General features: G+C 65.5%; 17 protein-coding genes. 6 read left to right on the forward strand and 11 right to left on the reverse strand.

Annotated elements, in window-relative coordinates; all coding sequences use genetic code 11:
• Window positions 1–23: 23 nt before the first annotated feature.
• Window positions 24–494: an RrF2 family transcriptional regulator gene (locus ACFOPH_RS20325; RefSeq protein ID WP_312549850.1), complete on the reverse strand. Its 471-nt coding sequence runs from the start codon at window positions 492–494 to the stop codon at window positions 24–26.
• Between the two features lie 291 nt (window positions 495–785).
• Here ACFOPH_RS20325 and ACFOPH_RS20330 point away from each other — a divergent pair, with 291 nt between their 5' ends.
• Window positions 786–2,252, forward strand: a complete 1,467-nt coding sequence (locus ACFOPH_RS20330) for an APC family permease (protein WP_312549852.1) — start codon at window positions 786–788, stop codon at window positions 2,250–2,252.
• Window positions 2,253–2,519: 267 nt separating this feature from the next.
• Here ACFOPH_RS20330 and ACFOPH_RS20335 read toward each other — a convergent pair whose 3' ends face one another.
• From ACFOPH_RS20335 to ACFOPH_RS20355, 5 genes are all read right to left on the reverse strand, one after another.
• Window positions 2,520–3,620 carry an alpha/beta hydrolase gene (locus ACFOPH_RS20335; protein WP_312549854.1) on the reverse strand — a complete coding sequence of 367 codons (1,101 nt, stop codon included), beginning with the start codon at window positions 3,618–3,620 and terminating at the stop codon, window positions 2,520–2,522.
• 204 nt (window positions 3,621–3,824) lie between these two features.
• The gene (locus tag ACFOPH_RS20340) at window positions 3,825–4,298 is read right to left on the reverse strand and encodes a hypothetical protein (protein WP_313704496.1); all 474 of its coding nucleotides are present in this window, start codon (window positions 4,296–4,298) and stop codon (window positions 3,825–3,827) included.
• A 166-nt stretch (window positions 4,299–4,464) separates the two neighbouring features.
• Window positions 4,465–6,624, reverse strand: coding sequence for a S46 family peptidase (locus tag ACFOPH_RS20345; protein ID WP_312553360.1), 2,160 nt, complete (start codon window positions 6,622–6,624; stop codon window positions 4,465–4,467).
• A gap of 126 nt (window positions 6,625–6,750) precedes the next feature.
• Window positions 6,751–8,028, reverse strand: a complete 1,278-nt coding sequence (gene cls / locus ACFOPH_RS20350) for a cardiolipin synthase (RefSeq protein ID WP_379737077.1) — start codon at window positions 8,026–8,028, stop codon at window positions 6,751–6,753.
• Window positions 8,029–8,099: 71 nt separating this feature from the next.
• Complete coding sequence (locus ACFOPH_RS20355; RefSeq protein ID WP_036212790.1) at window positions 8,100–8,369, reverse strand: GlsB/YeaQ/YmgE family stress response membrane protein; 270 nt, start codon at window positions 8,367–8,369, stop codon at window positions 8,100–8,102.
• A 295-nt stretch (window positions 8,370–8,664) separates the two neighbouring features.
• Between ACFOPH_RS20355 and ACFOPH_RS20360 the strand changes: the two genes are divergently transcribed.
• A complete protein-coding gene (locus ACFOPH_RS20360) occupies window positions 8,665–10,161 on the forward strand; it encodes a hypothetical protein (RefSeq protein WP_379737078.1) in 1,497 nt (498 codons plus the stop codon).
• A 197-nt stretch (window positions 10,162–10,358) separates the two neighbouring features.
• Here ACFOPH_RS20360 and ACFOPH_RS20365 read toward each other — a convergent pair whose 3' ends face one another.
• The 3 genes from ACFOPH_RS20365 to ACFOPH_RS20375 are packed head-to-tail and all read right to left on the reverse strand — an operon-like array spanning window position 10,359 to window position 12,090.
• Window positions 10,359–10,928 carry a YceI family protein gene (locus tag ACFOPH_RS20365; RefSeq protein ID WP_379737079.1) on the reverse strand — a complete coding sequence of 190 codons (570 nt, stop codon included), beginning with the start codon at window positions 10,926–10,928 and terminating at the stop codon, window positions 10,359–10,361.
• Between the two features lie 52 nt (window positions 10,929–10,980).
• Window positions 10,981–11,532, reverse strand: a complete 552-nt coding sequence (locus tag ACFOPH_RS20370) for a YceI family protein (protein WP_312548299.1) — start codon at window positions 11,530–11,532, stop codon at window positions 10,981–10,983.
• A 3-nt stretch (window positions 11,533–11,535) separates the two neighbouring features.
• Window positions 11,536–12,090, reverse strand: a complete 555-nt coding sequence (locus ACFOPH_RS20375; RefSeq protein WP_312548301.1) for a cytochrome b — start codon at window positions 12,088–12,090, stop codon at window positions 11,536–11,538.
• 214 nt (window positions 12,091–12,304) lie between these two features.
• Between ACFOPH_RS20375 and ACFOPH_RS20380 the strand changes: the two genes are divergently transcribed.
• Window positions 12,305–14,281 (forward strand): TonB-dependent receptor plug domain-containing protein, encoded by a 1,977-nt coding sequence (locus ACFOPH_RS20380; RefSeq protein ID WP_379737080.1) that lies wholly within the window; start codon window positions 12,305–12,307, stop codon window positions 14,279–14,281.
• A gap of 232 nt (window positions 14,282–14,513) precedes the next feature.
• Here the strand turns inward: ACFOPH_RS20380 and purB are convergent, their stop codons facing one another.
• Entirely contained in the window at window positions 14,514–15,893 is a 1,380-nt protein-coding gene (gene purB / locus ACFOPH_RS20385) for an adenylosuccinate lyase (protein ID WP_312548304.1), read from the reverse strand.
• A gap of 145 nt (window positions 15,894–16,038) precedes the next feature.
• Between purB and ACFOPH_RS20390 the strand changes: the two genes are divergently transcribed.
• Both ACFOPH_RS20390 and ACFOPH_RS20395 read left to right on the forward strand, forming a co-directional pair.
• Complete coding sequence (locus tag ACFOPH_RS20390; RefSeq protein WP_312548305.1) at window positions 16,039–16,653, forward strand: glutathione S-transferase N-terminal domain-containing protein; 615 nt, start codon at window positions 16,039–16,041, stop codon at window positions 16,651–16,653.
• Window positions 16,654–16,671: 18 nt separating this feature from the next.
• Window positions 16,672–17,616: a PfkB family carbohydrate kinase gene (locus ACFOPH_RS20395; RefSeq protein ID WP_379737081.1), complete on the forward strand. Its 945-nt coding sequence runs from the start codon at window positions 16,672–16,674 to the stop codon at window positions 17,614–17,616.
• Window positions 17,617–17,723: 107 nt separating this feature from the next.
• On the opposite strand, the gene ACFOPH_RS20400 is transcribed toward ACFOPH_RS20395, so the two are convergent.
• Window positions 17,724–18,299, reverse strand: coding sequence for a TMEM165/GDT1 family protein (locus ACFOPH_RS20400; RefSeq protein WP_312548309.1), 576 nt, complete (start codon window positions 18,297–18,299; stop codon window positions 17,724–17,726).
• Window positions 18,300–18,546: 247 nt separating this feature from the next.
• Here ACFOPH_RS20400 and ACFOPH_RS20405 point away from each other — a divergent pair, with 247 nt between their 5' ends.
• On the forward strand, window positions 18,547–20,403 hold the full coding sequence (locus ACFOPH_RS20405) for a M1 family metallopeptidase (RefSeq protein ID WP_379737082.1): 1,857 nt from the start codon (window positions 18,547–18,549) through the stop codon (window positions 20,401–20,403).
• Window positions 20,404–20,424 lie beyond the last annotated feature (21 nt).

Raw genomic sequence — 20,424 nt, forward strand, 5'->3', positions numbered from 1 at the left:
CCGCGTGGGGACAAGTCCCCACCCTACAACGGCAAAGACGAGTTTCCAGCGCCACTCCAGAACATCTTGTGCATGCGTACGATCTGCTCGCCGGTATTGCCTTCGGTGATACGGGCCAGCGTGTAGCGGTCCATCTCCTGGTAGAAGGCGCGCATGCCGGCGCGCAGTACGCCGCGCAACTGGCAGTCCAGGCTCAGGGCGCATTGCGTGCCCTCGCAGTCGACCAGCTCGTCGTCGCCTTCGAGCTCGCGCAACACCTGGCCGATGGTCAGCACCTGCGGATCGGCGGCCAGGCGCAGGCCGCCGTTGCGTCCGCGCATCGCACGGACCCAGCCGGCGCGGGCCAGGTGGCCGACCACCTTCACCAGGTGGTTCAGCGGCAGGTCGAACTGCGTGGCGATCTCCGCGACCGTCACCGGATGCGGCCGTTCGCCGGCGCGCTCGAGGTAGATCAGCACGCGCAGGCCGATGTCGGAAAAGCGGGTCAGGCGCATCGGATATGTTCTGTGAGTAACGGAAATATTCTAGCGCACAAATAAGCATTTGTGATGCATATTTTGAGAAAACTATTTTCTCAAGGACAGCAGAACGGCCCTATAATCGCGAACTTTGGCTGTCCTTCTGTGCTCAGCCATTTTTCAATTTATAGCGCCTAAGAAAATCTCCAGGGTAAGGGATGCGGCCGCCCGACGCAGCGTCGAAGACAGTACGCTTGTACGGCGAGACGATGCAACGCAGCCATGGAGGTTTTGTTAGGCGCTCTTTGCACGACCAAAGGACACTTCGTGAATCTGACACTGGGCCAGAAGCTGTTTCGTACCAAATCGGCTGAACGCGCGCACGACGACAGCCACGCCCACGGCGGCACGCTGACGCGCTCGCTGGGCCTGTTTCCGCTGACGATGATCGGCGTCGGCGCCACCGTCGGCACCGGCATCTTCTTCACGATGGTCGAAGCGGTGCCGAAGGCCGGCCCCGCCGTGATCCTGTCGTTCCTGATCGCCGCGCTGACCGCCGGCCTGACCGCGCTCTGCTATGCCGAGCTGGCCGGGCGCGTGCCGGCTTCCGGCTCCTCCTACTCCTTCGCCTACGCCACCGTCGGCGAATTCGCCGCCTTCATCGTCGCGGCCTGCCTGCTGCTCGAATACGGGCTGGCCGGCAGCGCGGTGGCGATCGGCTGGTCCGACTACCTGAACAACTTCCTGCAGAATGCCTTCGGCTGGCAGATCCCGGAACACCTGCGCTCGCCGATGTTCGTGTCCGATCACAGCAACCTGAGCGTGCACGCCGGGAATTTCAACCTGCCGCCGGTGCTGCTGGTGGCCATGTGCTGCATCCTGCTGATACGCGGCGCCAAGGAGTCGGCGACCACGAACGCGGTCATGGTGGTGATCAAGCTGGCGATCCTGGCCTTCTTCGCCGCCATCGCCTTTACCGGCTTCGACGCCAACAACTTCACGCCCTTCTTCAACCAGGACGCCAGCAAGGGCTTCGCCGGCATGGCCGGCGTGACCGCCGCCGCCGGCACCGTGTTCTTCTCCTTCATCGGCCTGGACACCATCGCCACCGCCGGCGAAGAAGTGAAGGACCCGCGCCGCAACGTGCCGATCGGGATCCTCGCGGCCCTGGTCATCGTCACCGTCTTCTACCTGCTGGTGGCGCTGGCGGCGATGGGCGCCCAGCCGGCCCACATGTTCGAGGGCCAGCAGGCCGGCCTGTCGGTGATCCTGCAGAACGTCACCGGCAAGGCCTGGCCGGCGCTGGTGCTGTCGGCCGGCGCCGTGGTCTCGGTGTTCTCGGTGACCCTGGTGACGATCTACGGCCAGACGCGCATCCTGTACGCCATCAGCCGCGACGGCCTGATCCCGAAGACCTTCCAGAAGGTCAATCCGCGCACCGGCTCGCCGGTGTCGAACACCCTGATCGTCTGCCTGGTGGTCGGCCTGATCGCCGGCCTGGTCGATGCCACCTTCCTGTGGGACATGGTCAGCATGGGCACGCTGACGGCCTTCATCGTGGTCTCGATCGCCGTCCCCGTGATCCGCGCCAAGCAGGGCCCGAACGCCGAGCATGGCTTCAAGGTGCCCTTCGGTCCCTACGTGATCCCGGGCCTGTCGATCGCCGCCTGCCTGTACATCATGAAGGACCTGCCGCCGGCGACCTACCGCGTGTTCATCATCTGGATGGTAGCTGCGGTCGCGACCTACTTCCTGTACAGCGTGCGGCACAGCCGCTTGAACAAGAAGGGCTGACCGCCTTCACGCGCATGAACAAGAACGCCGCTTTCACAGCGGCGTTTTTTATTGCGGCTCGTAGGGTGGGCACGCCGTGCCCACGCATTTCGCACGTGTCCGCCAGTCACATGCGGCGATGTGTCGCCCGCACAGTATGCGATGGACGCAATGCGGGTCGGGATTGGCGTTAGCGGGCGATCGGTTTCGGCCAACCCTGAAAGGATGCGCACGTAGCGCGTGGGCACGGCGTGCCCACCCTACGACAGAACAAGGTCGCGACGGCTATTATTTTTGTGCTTCGCGCGCCAGCGGCCGCACGTAATTCAGCAGGCTGACCAGGGTCTTGCCCGGCTCCTCCCACGGCACCATGTGCGCCGAGTGCTCGAACCACACGGCCTGCTTCGATGGCGCCTTCACCTGCGCCAGCCAGTCGACGGTCGGTTGCGTGGGCGTCGTGTAGTCGTGCCGGCCGAGGAACATCACGACCGGGATCGGGAAGGTCTTCACCTGCGAATAATCGACCTGCACGAATTCCGGCAACAGGCGCCCGAGCGTGAGCAGGCTGCCCTGGTCGATGGCCTTCACTTGCGCCGCGTCGTAGTCGGGCGAGAGCAGCGGGCCGGCAAAATAATAGGTGGAGGTGCTGCGATAGGCGCTCAGGCCGCCGTAGTGTTGCGGCCATTTTCTCGCCACGACGATGCGCTCGCGCGTGATGGGTTGGTCGCCGGGGTAGGGCGCGATTGACTGCAGCTCCTTCATCGCCTCTTCGTTCTTGTGCAGTTTCGCCTGCGCCAGCGCATATTCGTAGCTGATGCGCTCGTTCTCGCGGGTGCTGATCACCTGGCCGATGCCGACATAGGCGTGGAACAGGTCGGGGCGCTTCAGGGCGGCGCCCATGCCGACGATGGTGCCCCAGCTATGGCCCATCAGGACCAGCTTGCGCTTGCCGTAGCGCTTGCGGATGTGCTCCGCGACCTCGATCGCGTCGTCGACGTAGCGCGCGATGCGGATCGTCGGCGCGACGGCGTCCGGATCGGTTTCGCCGTAGGTCTTGCCGGCGCCGCGCTGGTCCCAGTTCACCACCGTGAAGTATTCCTCGATCGGACGCTGGAACTGCCACATGGTCGGCGTCACCGGCGCGGCCGGGCCGCCGTGCACGAACAGGATGATCGGATTGCCGCGGTCCTGGCCGCGCACGTTGAGCCACTGGTCGATGCCGCCGATCCGGGTCTTGTACGATTCCTGGATGCCGTTGGGCGCGGAGATGCGTTGCAGGTCCTCGACCGCGGCGCGCGCGCGCGCATGGTTCTTGGCGTCGGGCGTTTCCTGGGCCGTGGCGCTGGACAGGCCGGCCAGTGCGAAGCAGAGCAGCAATGCGTTCTTCATGTGGTCTCCGTGACATGGGATCAGACGAGCGCACAGCATAACGCCGCGCCGCGCTTGCCTGAACACGGCGGCGACCAATTTCCGGATCGATGGGATGAACGGTTGCCGGCGCGCGACGGCGGCGGGTGCAACGACAAGCTGGCAGCAGAAACCACGCGCCTTGCGGCATTCGTGGTCTCAAAGAAGGCCAGCTGAATGCAGCGCTCAGTCGCGCTGCTGCCGCGTCGACAGCGCCACGACCGCGGTGCCGGCGGCGACGATCAGCGCGTCTTCGATCAGCCCGCTCGGGGTCTGGCCGATGGCGGCCATGGCGCGCTTGCGGCCGGCCAGCGTCAGGTAGGCGAGCGGCACGGCGGTGGCGACCGCGGCCACGGCCCCCTCGCGCTCGCGCCCGCGCGGCGCCAGGGCGGCGCCGGCGATCCCGGCGCTCATCACGCGCGCCAGCAGGCCGAGGAAGACCGTGCGGTCGGGTGCGGTCTTCATCTTGTCGCCCACCAGTTCTCCGGCGCCCATGGCCAGGGCGCCGTACTTGAACAGCGGGCGGTCGAGCAGGAACAGTTCGCCGGGCGTCTTTCGGTCGGCAAGGCGTGCGGTGGCGATGGTGGCCATCGGCGTCATCGAGCGGGCGCTGGCAACGGCGCCGATCAGGATGGAAGGAAGCAGGTCGCGCAAGTTCATCGGTGTTTTTCCTATATAAATGAGTGGTGATGGATCCTTTCGACAGTGGTTCGAATTTACGGCAGCGGCGCAGATCGTGTCGCCACCATGGCTGAGTGCGGTTGCAGACATGAAAAAAGCCACGCGCCTTGCGGCAGCGTGGCTTTGCTTCAATGAGCGGCCAGGATTACAGCACGTTCATTTCCTTCAGCAGGTTGTCGGCCTTGTCGACGTGCTTCATGTTCCACAGGATGTAGCGGACGTCGACCTGGATGTCGCGGGTGTTGGCGGCATTGAAGTCCCAGTCCGAAATGATCGAGTCCAGGGTGCCATCAAAAGCCAGGCCGATCAGCTCGCCGCGCTTGTTCAGCGCTGCGGAACCCGAGTTGCCGCCGGTGATGTCCAGCGTTGCCAGGTAGTTGACCGGGACGCTCTTCAGGACCGGGTCGACGTACTTGCCGAAGTCCTTGGCCTTGATCGCTGCCAGCTGGGCGGCCGGGGCGTTGAACTCGCCTTCGCCGGTGTGCTTCGCGACCACGCCCTTGACGGTGGTGAACGCGGTCCAGGAACCGGTGCCGTCGGCGCCATGGTCGCGGCCCATGATCTTGCCGAAGGTCACGCGCAGGGTGCTGTTGGCGTCCGGGTAGACGGCCTGGCCCTTGCTGTTCATGTAGGCGATCTTGGCCTTCATGTAGCCCGAGTAGGCTTTCTGGATCTTACCGGCGAGCTCTTCCTCTTTAGCCTCGTCCTTCATGTCGGCGTCGTACATGGCGACCGCTGCCTTGATGAAGCTGTCGTTGCTGGCCTTGAATTCGGCCGGCGACTTCTTCAGCCAGGCGGTGCGCTCTTCCTTGTTGGCCAGCTTGGAACCGGCGTAGGCCTTGTCCAGGGCGGCCTTCAGCTCGTCCTGGCTCATGCCCGCACGCAGCCCAAGGGCGTCGTTGAAGGCCTTGTCCTGCTCGGCGGCCGGCTGGGCCAGGTACTTGGCGAGGAAGTTCATGACCAGGGCCTTGTCGACCTTCTCGTCATAGGTGCGGTCCTGGCCGGTGATGACCGAGGTCAGGCGCGCCATGTCGCGTTCCTGGTAGCCCGATTTGCGCTGGGCATCCGGCTTGGTGCGCTCGTTGGCCAGGCGGTACAGGCTGCGTGCCGAGCTCAGGAAGCGCGGCTGGGCGTAGCCCAGGTAGAAGCCCTGCTTGGTGTGGGCGTCGCGCTCGGCGATCAGCTTCTCGGCGGCCTCGATGTCGGCGCCGAACTGCTTCTTGCGGGCGGCGTCGGCGTTGACCCAGGCCTTCATTGCGGCGTGCTCGGCGGTCTTGCGTGCCAGGAAGTCGCTGTTCTCGTACGAGGTCAGCATGCCCTTGCGGTTCTTGTAGTAGTTGTTCACGCCCGCGATCTGGCCGGCGTACTTCAGCTTGGCGGCCGGGTCGTTCTTGGTCTCGCGTTCGATGATGGCCAGCACTTCACCCGAAGCCTGGACGAAGGCCGGGTAGTTCCAGTCGAAGGTGTACTGTACTTCCGACGGCAGGCGGTGGCGGTTGGTGCGGCCCGGGTAGCCGGCGACCATGATGAAATCGCCTTCCTTCGAGCCTTCGGTGGCGACCTTCAGGAAGTGCTTCGGCACGTAAGGCACGTTGTCGGCGGCGTAGTCGGCGGCCTTGCCGTCCTTCGAGACGTAGGCGCGGTAGAAGCCGTAGTCGCCGGTGTGGCGCGGCCACATCCAGTTGTCGGTGTCGCCACCGAACTTGCCGACGCCGGCCGGCGGCGCGTGCACCAGGCGCACGTCGCGGATTTCCAGTTGCTTCAGGCGGTAGAACTCGAGGCCGCCGTAGTAGCTCGGCACGGTGCAGCGGTAGCCCGGGGTCTTCTCGCAGGCGGCGACCATTTCCTTCTGATTCTTTTCGATCGCGTCGATGCGAGCCTTGCCGGTCAGCTTGGCGACTTTCTTGTCGATGATCTGGTCGGTGACGTTGGTCACTTCCTCGGTCACGAAGACGCGGCTGCCCGGGGCGGCCGGCACTTCCTCGGCGAACGTCTTGGCCAGGAAGCCGTTGGCCAGCAGGTCGCGCTCGGGCGTCGAGTTGACGGCGACGCTGTTGTAGACGCAGTGGTGGTTGGTGATGACCAGGCCCTGCGGCGAAACGAAGGAGGCCGAGCAGCCGCCCAGGCTCACGACGGCGCCCATCGGGAATTCGGTCAGCTGGGTCAGGGTGTTCGGGTCCAGCTCCAGGCCGGCGGCTTTCAGTTGCTGGGCTACTTGTGGCAGCTGCTGCGGCATCCACATGCCTTCGTCCGCTTGTGCGGCGAAGCTGGTCAGGATGGCGAGCGAGAGAAGGGTCTTTTTCATTCGCGTGTGTCAGGGATGGTTGTCGGATGCGTCGGGCTCCGCGGAGCAACCCGGAGTATGGATACTCTACGGCTGGCTCGTCAACCACTAATTGCCTGTCAAGACACGCGATGATTCAGGAGACGACTACAGCTGCGCTCCCAGCAGCGAAGCCGCTTCGCCGGCCAGTTTCTCGGTCCATGGACGGTCCTGCCAGGCCTGGAGGCTGATCGGCCGCGCGCGTTTCCAGTCGTCTTCGAAGATATCCCGCTGGGCCCGTGCGAAGGCCGGGTCGAGCAGGTTCAGGTTGGCCTCGTCGTTGATGCTGAACGAGCGGTTGTCGAAGTTGGTCGAACCGACCGAGACCATCATGTCGTCGACGATCAGCGCTTTCACGTGGTACATGGTCGGCTGGTATTCGGCGATCTTGATGCCGGCCTCGAGCAGGGGACCCCAGCGCTCGCGCGAAGCGATGCGCACCACGTCGGAATCGATTTCCTTGCCGGGCGTAATGATGCGGACGTCGACGCCGCGCTTGGCGGCCGCGACCAAGGCGCGCATCGCCAGCTCGTCCGGCACGAAATACGAGGCCGACAGCAGGATCGACTGGCGCGCGGCGGTGATCGCCATCAGGTACATCAGGTGCATGCTGGCGCTGCCGCCGGTGGGCGAGCTCGAGAACATCTGGGCGGGAATGTCGCCTTTGGGCGCGAGCGGCGGGAAGTAATCGGGGCCGTCGAGGACGGTGCCGGTCGCTTTTGTCCAGTTGTCGGTGAACACGGCCTGCATCTGGCCGACCACCGGGCCTTCCACGCGGAAATGGGTGTCGCGCCAGTGTTCTTCGTCCTGGGCATTGCCGCGCCACTGGTCGGCGATGCCAACGCCGCCCGTGAAGCCGACCTGGCCATCGACGATCAGCAACTTGCGGTGGGTGCGGTTGTTCAGGCGCGCCAGCTTCCACCAGGCCGGCTTGTGGTAGCGCTGCAATTGCACGCCGGCGTCGCGCATCGCCTGCATCGAGTCGTCGTCCATCTTGATGCTGCCGATGAAGTCGAGCATCAGGTGGACCTTGACGCCGGCGCGCGCGCGCTCGGCCAGCGCTTCGGAAAATTCGTGGCCGATGCTGCCGGACCAGTAGATATAGGTTTCGAAGGTGATGCTGGTCTTCGCGGCGCGGATCGCGTCCAGCATGGCCGGGAAGATCTGGTCGCCGTTGAGCAGCACCTCGACCTTGTTGCCCTCGATGATGGGCGGCCCCAGCAGTACGCCCATCGAGCGCCGGAATTGGGCGTCGTGGATGTCGTACTGGCGCGTCAACTGGGTCTCGATTTGTTTCTCGCTCGGCATGAAGTTTAGGGCGAGAAAGCCGGCCAGCAAGGTGACGATGCTGGTGATCAAGATAATGACGAGGGTCCTGGCGCGCATGCGATATTCCAAACGAAAAAAAACCAACGCATGAAAGCGTTGGTTTTATCAGGGGCTTTCCAAACTTCTTATTAACGAACGCGGCCGCGGCGCAGCAGGTTCACGATGGCCAGCAGGATGACGGCGCCCAGGAAGGAAACCAGCAGCGACGAGACACTGAAGTCATCGGAATTGATGGTGCCCGTACCAAACAGCGGGGAGAGCAGCCAGCCGCCCAGGAAGGCGCCAACGATACCAACCACGACGTTCAGGATCATGCCTTGCTCAGCATCGGTTTTCATGACCATGCTGGCGAGCCAACCCAGGATACCACCGACAACGATCCAAATGATGAATAGCATTTTGATTCCTCCTCATAGTGAAAAAACTACCCCAGGCCAATTGATTGCCGTGGCCATGTGAAAAAGTCTACGTAGGCCAGCCATAGCGGGTCGGTGCGGCAAGTAACGTTAGACGACGAATTACGCCGCCGCGTTCCAACACCTTGTTTTTTCAGGATTTTTCTTTCCTTTTGGAATGTCTCGAAGTGAGTGCGTCAGCGAACAGAAGCATATGGCTGGGCAGGCATATTGTTCGTGAACTGGCAACGACCACGTTGCAGAGCCCACTGCATCACGAACCTTGAAAGGATCCATCATGAGCTACGACACGACGAACAACCAGCAGTCGCGCATGGTCACCGGCCTGTTCCCCGATCGCGCCAGCGCCGAGCGCGCCTACGGCTCGATTTCCGACCGCGGTTATGGCCGCGACGACGTCAACCTGATGATGTCGGATTCGACCCGCAAGACCCACTTCGGCGACACCGATACCGAACTGGGCAGCAAAGCGGCCGAAGGCGCCGGCATCGGCGCGGGCATTGGCGGCACCATCGGCGCCGTGCTGGCTGGTATCGCCGCAGTCGGCACCACGCTGGTCCTGCCGGGCGTTGGCCTGGTGGTGGCCGGTCCCCTGGCAGCGGCCCTGGCCGGCGCCGGCGCGGGCGGCATCACCGGCGGCCTGATCGGCGCACTGATCGGCGCCGGCATTCCGGAAGAGCGCGCCAAGCACTATGAAGAAGGCATCAAGAACGGCGGCATCCTGATGGGCGTGAACGCCCGTTCGGACGACGACGCGGCCCACATCCACCGCTCGTGGACCGAAAGCGGCGGCTCGCACGTGATCGGCACCGGCGTCGGCGCCGTCGGCGGTGCGCTGGCCGGCGCCGGTATCGGCGCTGCTGCCGGTCCGGTCGGCATGGCCGCGGGCGCCGCGATCGGCGCCGTCACCGGCGGCATGGCCGGCAAGGGCGTGGGCGAAGTGGTCAACCCGAAAGCGGGTGACGACCTGCCTGAACACCACCTGGCCAAGGGCGTGGGCGCCGGCACCGGCGCCGCCTTGGGCGCTGCCGCAGGCACCGTCGCCGGCCCGATCGGCATGGCGGCTGGCGCCGTGGTCGGCGGCCTGGCAGGCGGCGCAGCCGGCAAGGGTGCCGGCGAAGTGGTGAACCCGAAAGCGGGCGACGAACTGCACGACCATAACCTGGCGCAAGGCGTCGGCGGCATGGGCGGCGCGGCGGCCGGCGCCTCGGTGGGCGCGGTCGGCGGCCCGGTCGGCATGGCCGCCGGCGCCGTGATCGGCGGCCTGGCGGGCGGCGCAGTGGGCAAGGGCGCGGGCGAAGTCGTCAACTCGAAGCCGGGCGACGAGCTGCACGACCATAACCTGGCCAAGGGTGTCGGCGCCGGCGGCGGCGCCGCGGCAGGCGCCTCGATCGGCGCCGTCGGCGGCCCGATCGGCGCAGTCGTGGGTGCGGGCGTGGGCGCCGCGGTCGGCGGCATGGCCGGCAAGGGCGTCGGCGGCATGGTCAATCCGGCGCACGAGGATGCCTACTGGCGCGACAACTACCAGACCCAGTCGCACTACACCCCGGGCTACACCTACGACGACTACCAGCCGGCCTACGCGCTGGGCTACAACGCCAAGAGCCGCTATCCGGGCAGCTACGATACCAACGAGCGCTACCTGTCGGACGAGTGGGAAACCACGAAAGGCCGTTCGCGCCTGTCGTGGGACCAGGCCAAGGTCGCCAGCCGCGCGGCCTGGGACAAGGTCGAGCGCGCGATTCCGGGTGATTCGGACCGCGACGGCAAGTAATCGGTTCGTGATGTAGAAAAGCCCCGCTGCCTGACGGTAGCGGGGCTTTTTCTTTGCCGATTGGACGATTGCGTTTCCGATAGGCGTAGGGTGGGCACTTGTGCCCACGCGGTGATAGCTGGCGGAAAGATCAACGTGGCCGATATCGAAGCCGGTAACGATCCCCGCGTGGGCAGCGCAGCTGCCCACCCTACGTTTTATTGCTTGACTGCCTCGACCTGGATCGCCAGCTTCACTTCCGGCGAGAAACGCGGCAGGCCGAAGTTGACGCCGAAGTCGCTGCGCTGGAAGGTCGCCGAGGCGTCGGCGCCGCAGACTTCGCGCTTGAGCATCGGGTGGTCGATGCACTTGAACTTGTTGATGGTCAGGGTCAGCGGCTTGGTCACGCCGTGCAGGGTGAACTGGCCCTCGACGGCAACCGGGGTGTCGCCGTTGAAGCGGATCTTGTTGCCTTTGAAGGTGGCGGTCGGGAACTGGGCGACGTCGAAGATGTCAGGCTTGCGCGCGTGTTCGTTCATCTTTTCGTGGCCGAAGTCGACGCTGTTCATGTCGACCGTGATGTCGACGCTGCCGGTCTTCGCCGCGCGGTCGAGCACGATGGTGCCGTCGGTCTTGGTGAACTTGCCGCGCCAGACAGAGATGCCCATGTGGTCGGCTTCGAAGCTCGGGTAGGTGTGGCCCGGGTCGATCTTGTAGGTATCGGCGGCGGCGAAGGCGAAGCTGGCGCTGGTGGCCAGCGTGGCAGCGATCAGGCACTTGAGTTTCATTGGTTACGTTCCCTGGTTGGTTGGCTTACTGGTTCAATCTGGTTGGTTCAGCTTACTGACCCGCGGTGACGCGGAACTTGATGACAACTTCGTCGGCGACCATGCTCGTGTCCTTCCACTCGCCTTCGCCGATATTGAAAGCCAGTCGCTTGATCGGCAACTGACCCTCGAAAACCTGTTGCTTGCCTTGCGCCTTCACCGTCAGCGGGAAGGCGACGTCGGCGGTCTTGCCCTTGATGGTCAGCTTGCCGACGACGTTCAGCTTGCCGGCGCCGGCCGGCTTGATCGACGTGGAAACGAAGCTCGCTTTCGGGAATTGCGCCGTATTGAACCACTCCTTCTTGGCGACCTCGCGGTTGTATTCGGCATCGCCCAGGTCCATGCTGGCGGTGGCGATGTCGACCGCTGCTTTCGACGCTTCCGGCTTCGCCGCATCGTAGTCGATCTGGGCGGTAAACGTCTTGAACTTCGCTTCGACCGGCACGTTCATCTGCTTGAACACGGCCGAGACGCTGCTGTGCGCCGCGTCGGTCTTGAGCGGGGCGGCGTGGGCGGCGGTGGCGGCGAGCACGGCGGCGGCCAGCAGGACGCGGATGGGTTTCATCGGTTACTCCTTATTCGGAACGCATTTTGAAGAGAAAGGCAGCATACGCTGCATCACGCCGTCGCGGTCAAGCAGCAGGTGCTTGAATGCGGCCAGCACGTGAAAGGCGACCAGGGCCGCCAGCAGCATGTTGAGCCAGTAGTGCAGGGCGCCGAGCACCGGTTTCAGGGCCTGGTCGGCCTCGATCAGCACCGGCAGCGAAACCACGCCGAACCAGACCACCGGCACGCCGGCCGCCAGGCTGTAGAAATAGCCGGACAGGGGCACGGCGAACATTAGTACGTAGAGCAGGCCGTGCAGCGCGTGCGCGGCGCTGCGCTGCCAGGCCGGCATCGTGTCCGGGTAGGCCGGCGGGCGCGAACGCAGGCGCCACAGCAGGCGCAGCGCGGCCAGCGCCAGCACCGTCACGCCTGCCCATTTGTGCCAGGAAAAGTAGCGCAGCTTGGTCGGGGTCAGGCCGGGAATGTCGGTCATCACCAGGCCGAGCGTGAACGTGCCGACGATCAGCACGGCGATCAGCCAGTGCAGGGCAATGGCGACGGAAGAGTAACGCTGCATGGTGGATAGTTTGGGTTAGTACTTGTTAGAAGAAAACTATAACAAAAAAGCCTTGCAGGTGCTGGAAAAGCGACTATTTCTTTCTGTACACTATCATGGATTGTTAAACGTGCACAGCCGCAGAGCGCCGGAATGTAAAATCGATCCAGGCGTAAAGTCATGATTAAAAGCGCGCTCTACAACGCGGCCCTGTCGCATCGTGTTAAAGGAAGCTATGCAAGACCCATTGCCCACCTTGCGTCTACGCGCGCTGGCCGTCCTGACCGTGGTGGCGCTGGGCGCCGCCGCACCGGCCGCCGCCCAGTCGGGAAACACCGCTTCCGATAGCGGCCAGCTCCAGGCCGAATTCGCCGACCTGTCGATCGAAGAACTGGCCAACATCCAGATCACTTCTGTGTCGAAAAGGCCCGAGCGCCTGCTCGACGCGCCGGCCTCGGTATTCGTGATCACGGCCGAGGACATCCGCCGCGCCGGCGCCGCCAGCCTGCCCGAAGCCCTGCGTCTCGCGCCCAACCTGCAGGTGGCGCAAGTCAACGGCGCCAGCTACGCCATCACCGCGCGCGGCCTGAACGGCGGCGGCAACAGCGCGCCGAACAAACTGCTGGTGCTGATCGACGGCCGCTCGGTGTACACGCCGCTGTTTTCCGGCGTGTTCTGGGACGTGCAGGACGTCATGCTCGAAGACATCGACCGCATCGAAGTGATCAGCGGCCCGGGCGGCACCCTGTGGGGCGTGAACGCGGTCAACGGCGTCATCAACATCACCACGCGCTCGGCGCGCGACACGCAAGGCAGCCTGGCCGTGCTGCGCGGCGCCAGCAACGGCGCCGACCTCGCGTTCCGCCAGGGCGGCCGCAGCGGCGAGGGCAGCTGGCGCGTGTACGGCAAGGCCCGGGGGCGCGGGCACACGGAATTGGCCAGCGGCGCGCCGATCGACGACGGCTGGCATGCCGCCCAGGTCGGCGTGCGCGCCGATTGGGAGCGCGGCGCCGACCGCTTCAGCTTCATCGGCAACGCCAACCGCGGTATCTTCGAGCAGCCGGCGCCCGGCGCGATCGCCGTGTCGGGAACGGATCCCGGCCTGGGTAGGATCGATACCCGCGGCCTGAACCTGACCGGCGAATGGGTGCACACGCTCGAGGGCGGCGGCAAGGTCGACGTGCAGCTCTACTACGATTACACGCGGCGCGAAGTGCCGCCGATCTTCACCCAGTCGCTCGACATCGTCGACCTGCAGGTGCAGCACACGCTCGCCCCCATCGGCGTGCACAGCCTGGCCTGGGGCGCGAACGCCCGCTACAGCTGGGACCGGACGGAAAGCAGCCAGTACGTCGCCTTCCTGCCCGAACGCCTGAACCAGGCCTGGCTCAGCCTGTTCGCACAGGACGAGATCGCGCTCACGCCGACCCTGCGCGCCACCGTCGGCGCCCGCGTCGAGCGCAACCCCTACACCGGCGCCGAGTTCCTGCCGAGCGTGCGCCTGTCGTGGAGCGCGGCGCCGGACCACGCGTTCTGGGCCGCGGCCTCGCGCGCGGTGCGGGCGCCCTCGCGCGTCGACGCCGACACCTATATTCCCGGCCGCCCGCCCTACATCCTCGCTGGCGGAGACACGGTGCGTTCGGAAGTGGCCAAGGTCTTCGAGCTGGGCTACCGCGGCCAGCCGCTGCCGCGCCTGTCGTACTCGGCAACGCTGTTCTACAACGACTACGCGCACCTGCGCACGCAGGAGCTGGCGCCGAGCCGGACGGCGGTGAGCTTCGCCAACCTGATGGACGGGCATGCGCTCGGTGTCGAGATATGGGGCAGCTTCCAGGCGACCAAGGCCTGGCGCCTGTCCGGCGGCTTGACGGCGCTGCGCGAGCGGCTGCGCCTGAAGGCCGGCAGCAACGACGTCGGCGGACTGCAGCGGGTTGGGCTGGACCCGTCGCACGTCTGGCAGCTGCGCTCGAACTACAGCATCGACGCCACGCGCGAGTTCGAGGTGGCGCTGCGCAAGGTCGACGACCTCGACAGCCCGGCCGTGCCGGGTTATACGGCGCTCGATGCGCGCTTTGGCTGGCGGCTGCGGCCGAACCTCGAATTGTCGGTCGCGGGCAAGAACCTGAACGGCGATCATGCGGAGTATGGCGGCATTGCGACCCGCTCCGAGATCCCGCGCACGGTGGCGGTCAAGCTGGTGTGGACGAATTGATGGCGCCGCACCGCGGAAATATAGAAGTCGTAGGGTGGGCACCTGTGCCCACGCGGTGGAGCGTTGATTCAGTCGTGAGGCCGGTCATTCGAGGGGCGCGCGATTTCGGAAGCGTTTCGATACGCATGAGTGGTACCGCGTGGACACAGGTGTCCACCCTACAAAAAAACAGCCACAAACAAAAAGCCCGCATCATCGCTGACGCGGGCTTTTTTCAAGGCATCGGCAATCCTCAGATCGCCTTGGCCAGCTGGGCCGCCAGGCCGGTGTAGTTCGCCGGCGTCATCTGCAGCAGCAGGTCCTTGGCTTCCTGCGGTACCGCCAGCTTGCCGATGAACTCCTGCAGCGCTTCGCGGGTGATGCCCTTGCCGCGGGTGAGTTCCTTCAGCTGTTCGTACGGGTTCTCGATGCCGTAGCGGCGCATCACGGTCTGCACCGGCTCGGCCAGCACTTCCCAGCTCGCGTCCAGGTCCGCTTCCAGGCGGGCGGCATTGACTTCCAGCTTGTTCAGGCCGCGCAGGCAGCTGTCGTAGGCCAGCAGGGCGTAGCCGAAGCCGACGCCGATGTTGCGCAGCACGGTCGAATCGGTGAGGTCGCGCTGCATGCGCGAGACCGGCAGCTTCTCGGCCATGTGGCGCAGCATGGCGTTGGCCAGGCCCAGGTTGCCTTCCGAGTTCTCGAAGTCGATCGGGTTGACTTTATGCGGCATGGTCGACGAGCCGATCTCGCCGGCACGCAGTTTCTGCTTGAAGTAGCCCAGCGAGACATAGGTCCAGATGTCGCGGTTCAGGTCGAGCAGGATGGTGTTGGCGCGCGCGATGGCGTCGAACATCTCGGCCATGTAGTCGTGCGGCTCGATCTGGATGGTGTAGGGGTTGAAGGTCAAGCCCAGGCGGTTCTCGATCACGTCCTTCGAGAACGCCGGCCAGTCGAAGCCCGGATAGGCCGACAGGTGGGCGTTGTAGTTGCCGACCGCGCCGTTCATCTTGCCCAGGATCTCGACGTCGGCGATGCGCTGCACGGCGCGCCGCAGGCGTGCGACCACGTTGGCGAATTCCTTGCCCAGCGTGGTCGGGCTGGCGGTCTGGCCGTGGGTGCGCGAGAGCATCGGCAGCTCGGCGTTGACGTGGGCGATCTCGGTCAGCTTGGCGATGATCGCCTGCAGGGCCGGCAGCAGCACGGTGTCGCGCGCGGTCTTGAGCATCATGCCGTGGCTGGTGTTGTTGATGTCTTCCGAAGTGCAGCCGAAGTGGATGAACTCGGAGGCCGCGACCAGCTCCGGCACGTCTTTTACTTTTTCCTTGAGCCAGTACTCGACCGCCTTGACGTCGTGGTTGGTGACCGCCTCGATTTCCTTGATGCGCGCGGCGTCCGCTTCGTCGAAGCCGGCGGCCAGGTCGTCGAGGTGGGTGCTGGCTTCGACCGAGAACGGCTTGATCTCGTCGAAGCCAGCCTGGGCCAGGGCCTGCAGCCAGGCGATCTCGACCATCACACGATGGTGCATGAAGCCGGCTTCGGACAGGATCGGGCGCAGCTTGTCGGTCTTGGCGGCGTAGCGGCCGTCGAGCGGCGACAGGGCCGACAGGGAGGAAAGTGGGGCGGTAGCGGTCATGACGGGCGTCCGTGCAAAAACGCGGATTTTACCATTGGCGCGGCCAGGGACCCTTGTTGCGAACGCGGCAAACGCGCCCGGCGCGGCGGTTTTTTGGTACAAGGCCAATGTTATACTCTTATTAAAATCTCCTTTCCGAGCATCTATGAAACTCATCGGTTCGAATACCAGCCCGTATGTGCGCAAGGTGCGCGTCGTCATGGCCGAAAAAAAGCTCGACTACAGCTTCAAGCTCGAGAACGTCTGGTCCGCCGACACCCGGATCCTGCAGTCCAACCCGTTGGGCAAGGTGCCCTGCCTGCTGATGGAAGACGGCAGCGCGCTCTACGATTCGCGCGTGATCGCCGAATACCTCGACACCCTGACCCCGGTCTGCAAGCTGCTGCCGCCGAACGGGCGCGACCGCGCCGACGTCAAGGTCTGGGAAGCGCTGGCCGACGGCGTGCTCGATGCGGCCGTGCTGGTGCGCCTGGAAAAGACCCTGCGCCCGCAGGAGCAGCAGAGCGCGCAGTGGATAACACGCCAGCTCGGCAAGGTGAGCGCCGGCCTGCAGGTGATGTCCGACAAGCTCGGCGAGAACGCCTTCTGCATGGGCAAGAACTACAGCCTGGCCGACGTCGCCGTCGGCTGCGCGCTCGGCTGGCTGAGCTTCCGCTTCCCCGACATCGACTGGCGCGGCGCGCACCCCAACCTGGCCCGTCTGCACGACAAGCTCGCCGAGCGCGCGTCCTTCAAGGACACCGTGCCGCTCGAAGGCTGAACCTTGGCCGCGCGTGACATGAAAGCCGACACCACGGCCGGCACCACGGTCGTCTTCGGCGAAGCGCTGGTCGACGACTTCGCCACCGAGCAGGTGGTCGGCGGCGCGCCCTTCAACGTCGCGCGCCACCTGGCGGCCTTCATGGCGCCCAGCCTGATGATCACCCGCGTCGGCGAGGATCGCAATGGCGAGAGCGTGCGCGCCGAATTCGAGCGCTTCGCGATGTCGCAGGCCGGCCTGCAGCGCGACGCGATCGAGGAGACCGGCCGCGTGCTGGTCGAGCGCACCCCGAAGGGGCACCGCTTCGTGATCGTGCCGAACCAGGCCTACGACTACATCGAGCGCGAGGCGGCGTTGAAGGCCCTGGCCGGCGTCACGCCAGCGGCCATCTACTTCGGCACCCTGGCCCAGCGCAACGAGCGTGCGCGCGGCATCCTGCAGGCGCTGCTCGGGGCAGCGGGCACGCAGGCCATCCGCTTCCTCGACCTCAACCTGCGCGACGGCCAGGTCGGCGAACGCACCGTGTTCCACGCGTTACACGCGGCCGACATCGCCAAGGTCAACGAGGAAGAACTGCAGGCGCTGTTCAGCTGGTATTTCCAGCTCGGTCCCGACGACCCGCCCATGGCCGCCGACGAAACCCGCTCGGCCTGCGCCGGCCTGGTGCAGATGTTCGGCCTGCAGGCGCTGATCGTCACCCTGGGGCACCGCGGCTCGGTCTATTTCGGCCGCGACGGCAGCGCCATCGACACCCGCGACACGCCGGCGCCGCCCTTCGTCATCGACACCGTGGGGGCGGGCGACGCTTTTTCGGCGATCTTCCTGCTGGGGCGCATGCGCGGCTGGCCGCTCGAGGCGACGCTGGCGCGCGCCAACGAATTCGCCGGCGCGATCTGCGCCATTCCCGGCGCCGTGCCGCGCGACCTGGGCTTCTACGACAAGTGGATGGCGCGCTGGCGGTGAGCCTTATCGCTCCTTGACGTAGGGTGGGCGCCCCTGTGCCCACGCGTGACGCTCGCATGGTGTTGGCGCATCAACGTGGACCAACACTGCTCATCGTTCACTACGGTTCAGAACCCGAAGCCTTCGCCCACGCCCAGCAGCGTCGCGATCCCCAGCCCCGCAAAAATCAGCGCCGCGATCCCGTGCACCAGCGTCAGCGGCACCTTGTTGGCGATGCGCTCGCCGAAATACACCGCCGGCACGTTGGCCAGCATCATGCCGAAGGTCGTGCCGGCCACGACCGCCACGATGTCCTGGTAGCGCGCCGCCAGCGCCACGGTGGCCACCTGCGTCTTGTCGCCCATCTCGGCGATGAAAAAGGAGAGGACGGTGGTGGCGAATACGCCGAACTTCGCCAGCGAGGCTTCGGTTTCGTCGACCTGGTCGGGAATCATCGTCCACACCGCCATGCCGAGGAAAGACAGGCCGAGCACCCAGCGCATCACCGAAGGCCCCAGCAGCTCGCTCACCAGCGCGCCGACGGCGGCGGCGAAGGCGTGGTTCAGCAGGGTGGCGACGAAGATGCCTGCGACGATGGGCAGCGGACGGCGAAAGCGGGTGGCGAGGAGGAAGGCCAGGAGTTGCGTCTTGTCGCCGATTTCAGCGAGACCGACGATGCCGGTGGCGACCAGGAAGGCATCCATAGGATGGTGCGGGCAAAGCGCGGATCATAGCAGAGTCGGCCCGGCGTAGGGTGGGTTCTCGAACCCACCGCTGCGGCGCCCGATCATCCGCTCCGTCGGTTTCGTACGGGGGTTCTCGAACCCACGCTGTACGACGCCCGCACACCACCGCCCCGGCCAGCGCTTTCACCCCCCGAATGAAAGTGCTATCCTGCTCAGCTGTCCTCCCCGGCGCCAGACCGGGCCGCTTCACCATCGACGAGACACCATGAAAACCACCTCCCTGCTGCGCGCCACCGCGTGCGCCATCCTCGGCACGTGGAGCGCGCATGCCTTCGCGCTCGACCCCCTCAGCTACGCCAACTACGACCAGGTTCGCACGCGCGCCCTGCACATGGACCTGAAGGCCGACTTCGCGAAGAAGACGCTGTCCGGCTACGCCGAGCTCTCCCTCGACTGGCTCGACAAGTCGGCGCGCACGCTCGACCTCGACACGCGCGAACTCACCATCGCGAAGATCGAGGCCCAGGACGCCAAGGGCCTTTGGTCCCCGGTGAAGTACACCCTGGACAAATTCGACGAGGAGAAGGGACAGGCGCTGCACGTGCATCTCGCCAGCCAGGCGCCCAAGGTGCGCATCCACTACCGCACCGCGCCCACCGCCAGCGCCCTGCAGTGGCTGACGCCGGCCCAGACCCTGTCCGGCAAGCGTCCCTTCATGTTCAGCCAGTCGCAGTCGATCAACGCGCGCTCCTGGGTGCCGGTGCAGGACACGCCGTCGGTACGCTTCACCTATACGGCGCGCATCGAGGCGCCCGAGGGCCTGCGCGTGGTGATGAGCGCCGACAACGACCCGAAGGCCACCGGCAAGGGTGGCTGGAAGTTCAACATGCCGCAGCCGATTCCATCCTACCTGCTGGCGATCGGCATCGGCGAGCTGGAAGCGCGCACCCTGGGCGGCCGCACCGGCGTCTACGCCGAACCGCAGCGCATCGAGGCCGCCGCCTATGAACTGGCCGACACCGAGAAGATGGTCGAAGCCGCCGAGTCGCTCTACGGCCCGTATCGCTGGGGGCGCTACGACATGCTGGTGCTGCCGCCTTCGTTCCCGATCGGCGGCATGGAAAACCCGCGCCTGACCTTCCTGACGCCGACCATGATCGCGGGCGACCGCAGCCTGGTCGACCTGATCGCCCACGAGCTGGCGCACAGCTGGTCGGGCAACCTGGTGACCAACGCCTCGTGGAAGCACTGGTGGCTGAACGAAGGTTTCACCACCTACGTCACCACGCGCATCCTCGAAGTCCTGTACGGCGAAGAAGTGGCGCTGATGAACCTGCAGCTCGAGCAGGAAGAGGCGATCGAGTCGCTGAAGGACATCCCGCCGGCGAAGCAGGCGCTGCTCACGCGCGACCCGGACAACGGATCCGCCACCTACACCGACGAAGGACTGGCCTATCCGAAGGGCGCCTGGTTCCTGCGCACCCTCGAAGAGCGTGCCGGCCGCGCCGTGTTCGATCCCTTCCTGCGCGGCTGGTTCGACGGCCATGCCTTCCAGAGCGTCACCACCGACCAGTTCGTGGCCTACCTGCGCACCAACCTGCTGGCCAAGCATCCGCAGGTGATGAGCGAGACCGAACTGGCCGAGTGGCTGCACGGCCCCGGCATCCCGGCCAGCGCGAAGTACGCGAAGTCGCAGCGCCTCAGCGCCCTCGACGCGACCACCGCCGCCTGGCTGAAAGGCGAGCTGCCGACCGTCAAGCTCGACACCAAGGGCTGGACGGCGGCTGAATGGATGAAGTTCCTGAACGATATCGACAACAAGACGGATGCCGCGCGCCTGAAGGAGCTCGACGCCGCCTTCGGCCTGGCGAAGACCGGCAACAAGGAGGTCGCGTTCCGCTTCTACCGCGCGGCCGTGCACGCCGGTTACCGCGACGTCCGCCCGCAGATGCAGGAGTTCTTGATGAGTGTCGGCCGCCAGAAGTTCGTGGTGCCGCTGTACACGGCGCTGCGTGCTAATACGGAAGATCGCGCCTGGGCGGAAACGGTCTATAAAGCGGCGCGCGAACGCTACCACCCGGAGACGCAGAGCAGCGTCGACAAGACGATGGCCAAACAGTAAAAAAGGACACCAGAGTGCAGA

Source organism: Massilia haematophila (assembly GCF_042647645.1).
Lineage (GTDB): Bacteria > Pseudomonadota > Gammaproteobacteria > Burkholderiales > Burkholderiaceae_D > Telluria > Telluria haematophila.

Excerpts from the sequence above, each read along its gene's own strand:
- ACFOPH_RS20390 (WP_312548305.1), top strand. The coding sequence starts at position 16,039 with ATGAAACTCATCGGTTCGAATACCAGCCCGTATGTGCGCAAGGTGCGC.
- ACFOPH_RS20345 (WP_312553360.1), bottom strand. The coding sequence starts at position 6,624 with ATGAAAAAGACCCTTCTCTCGCTCGCCATCCTGACCAGCTTCGCCGCA.
- ACFOPH_RS20365 (WP_379737079.1), bottom strand. The coding sequence starts at position 10,928 with ATGAAACTCAAGTGCCTGATCGCTGCCACGCTGGCCACCAGCGCCAGC.
- ACFOPH_RS20400 (WP_312548309.1), bottom strand. The coding sequence starts at position 18,299 with ATGGATGCCTTCCTGGTCGCCACCGGCATCGTCGGTCTCGCTGAAATC.
- ACFOPH_RS20380 (WP_379737080.1), top strand. The coding sequence starts at position 12,305 with ATGCAAGACCCATTGCCCACCTTGCGTCTACGCGCGCTGGCCGTCCTG.
- cls (WP_379737077.1), bottom strand. The coding sequence starts at position 8,028 with ATGCGCGCCAGGACCCTCGTCATTATCTTGATCACCAGCATCGTCACC.
- purB (WP_312548304.1), bottom strand. The coding sequence starts at position 15,893 with ATGACCGCTACCGCCCCACTTTCCTCCCTGTCGGCCCTGTCGCCGCTC.
- ACFOPH_RS20335 (WP_312549854.1), bottom strand. The coding sequence starts at position 3,620 with ATGAAGAACGCATTGCTGCTCTGCTTCGCACTGGCCGGCCTGTCCAGC.
- ACFOPH_RS20340 (WP_313704496.1), bottom strand. The coding sequence starts at position 4,298 with ATGAACTTGCGCGACCTGCTTCCTTCCATCCTGATCGGCGCCGTTGCC.
- ACFOPH_RS20360 (WP_379737078.1), top strand. The coding sequence starts at position 8,665 with ATGAGCTACGACACGACGAACAACCAGCAGTCGCGCATGGTCACCGGC.
- ACFOPH_RS20325 (WP_312549850.1), bottom strand. The coding sequence starts at position 494 with ATGCGCCTGACCCGCTTTTCCGACATCGGCCTGCGCGTGCTGATCTAC.
- ACFOPH_RS20370 (WP_312548299.1), bottom strand. The coding sequence starts at position 11,532 with ATGAAACCCATCCGCGTCCTGCTGGCCGCCGCCGTGCTCGCCGCCACC.
- ACFOPH_RS20375 (WP_312548301.1), bottom strand. The coding sequence starts at position 12,090 with ATGCAGCGTTACTCTTCCGTCGCCATTGCCCTGCACTGGCTGATCGCC.
- ACFOPH_RS20395 (WP_379737081.1), top strand. The coding sequence starts at position 16,672 with ATGAAAGCCGACACCACGGCCGGCACCACGGTCGTCTTCGGCGAAGCG.
- ACFOPH_RS20405 (WP_379737082.1), top strand. The coding sequence starts at position 18,547 with ATGAAAACCACCTCCCTGCTGCGCGCCACCGCGTGCGCCATCCTCGGC.
- ACFOPH_RS20355 (WP_036212790.1), bottom strand. The coding sequence starts at position 8,369 with ATGCTATTCATCATTTGGATCGTTGTCGGTGGTATCCTGGGTTGGCTC.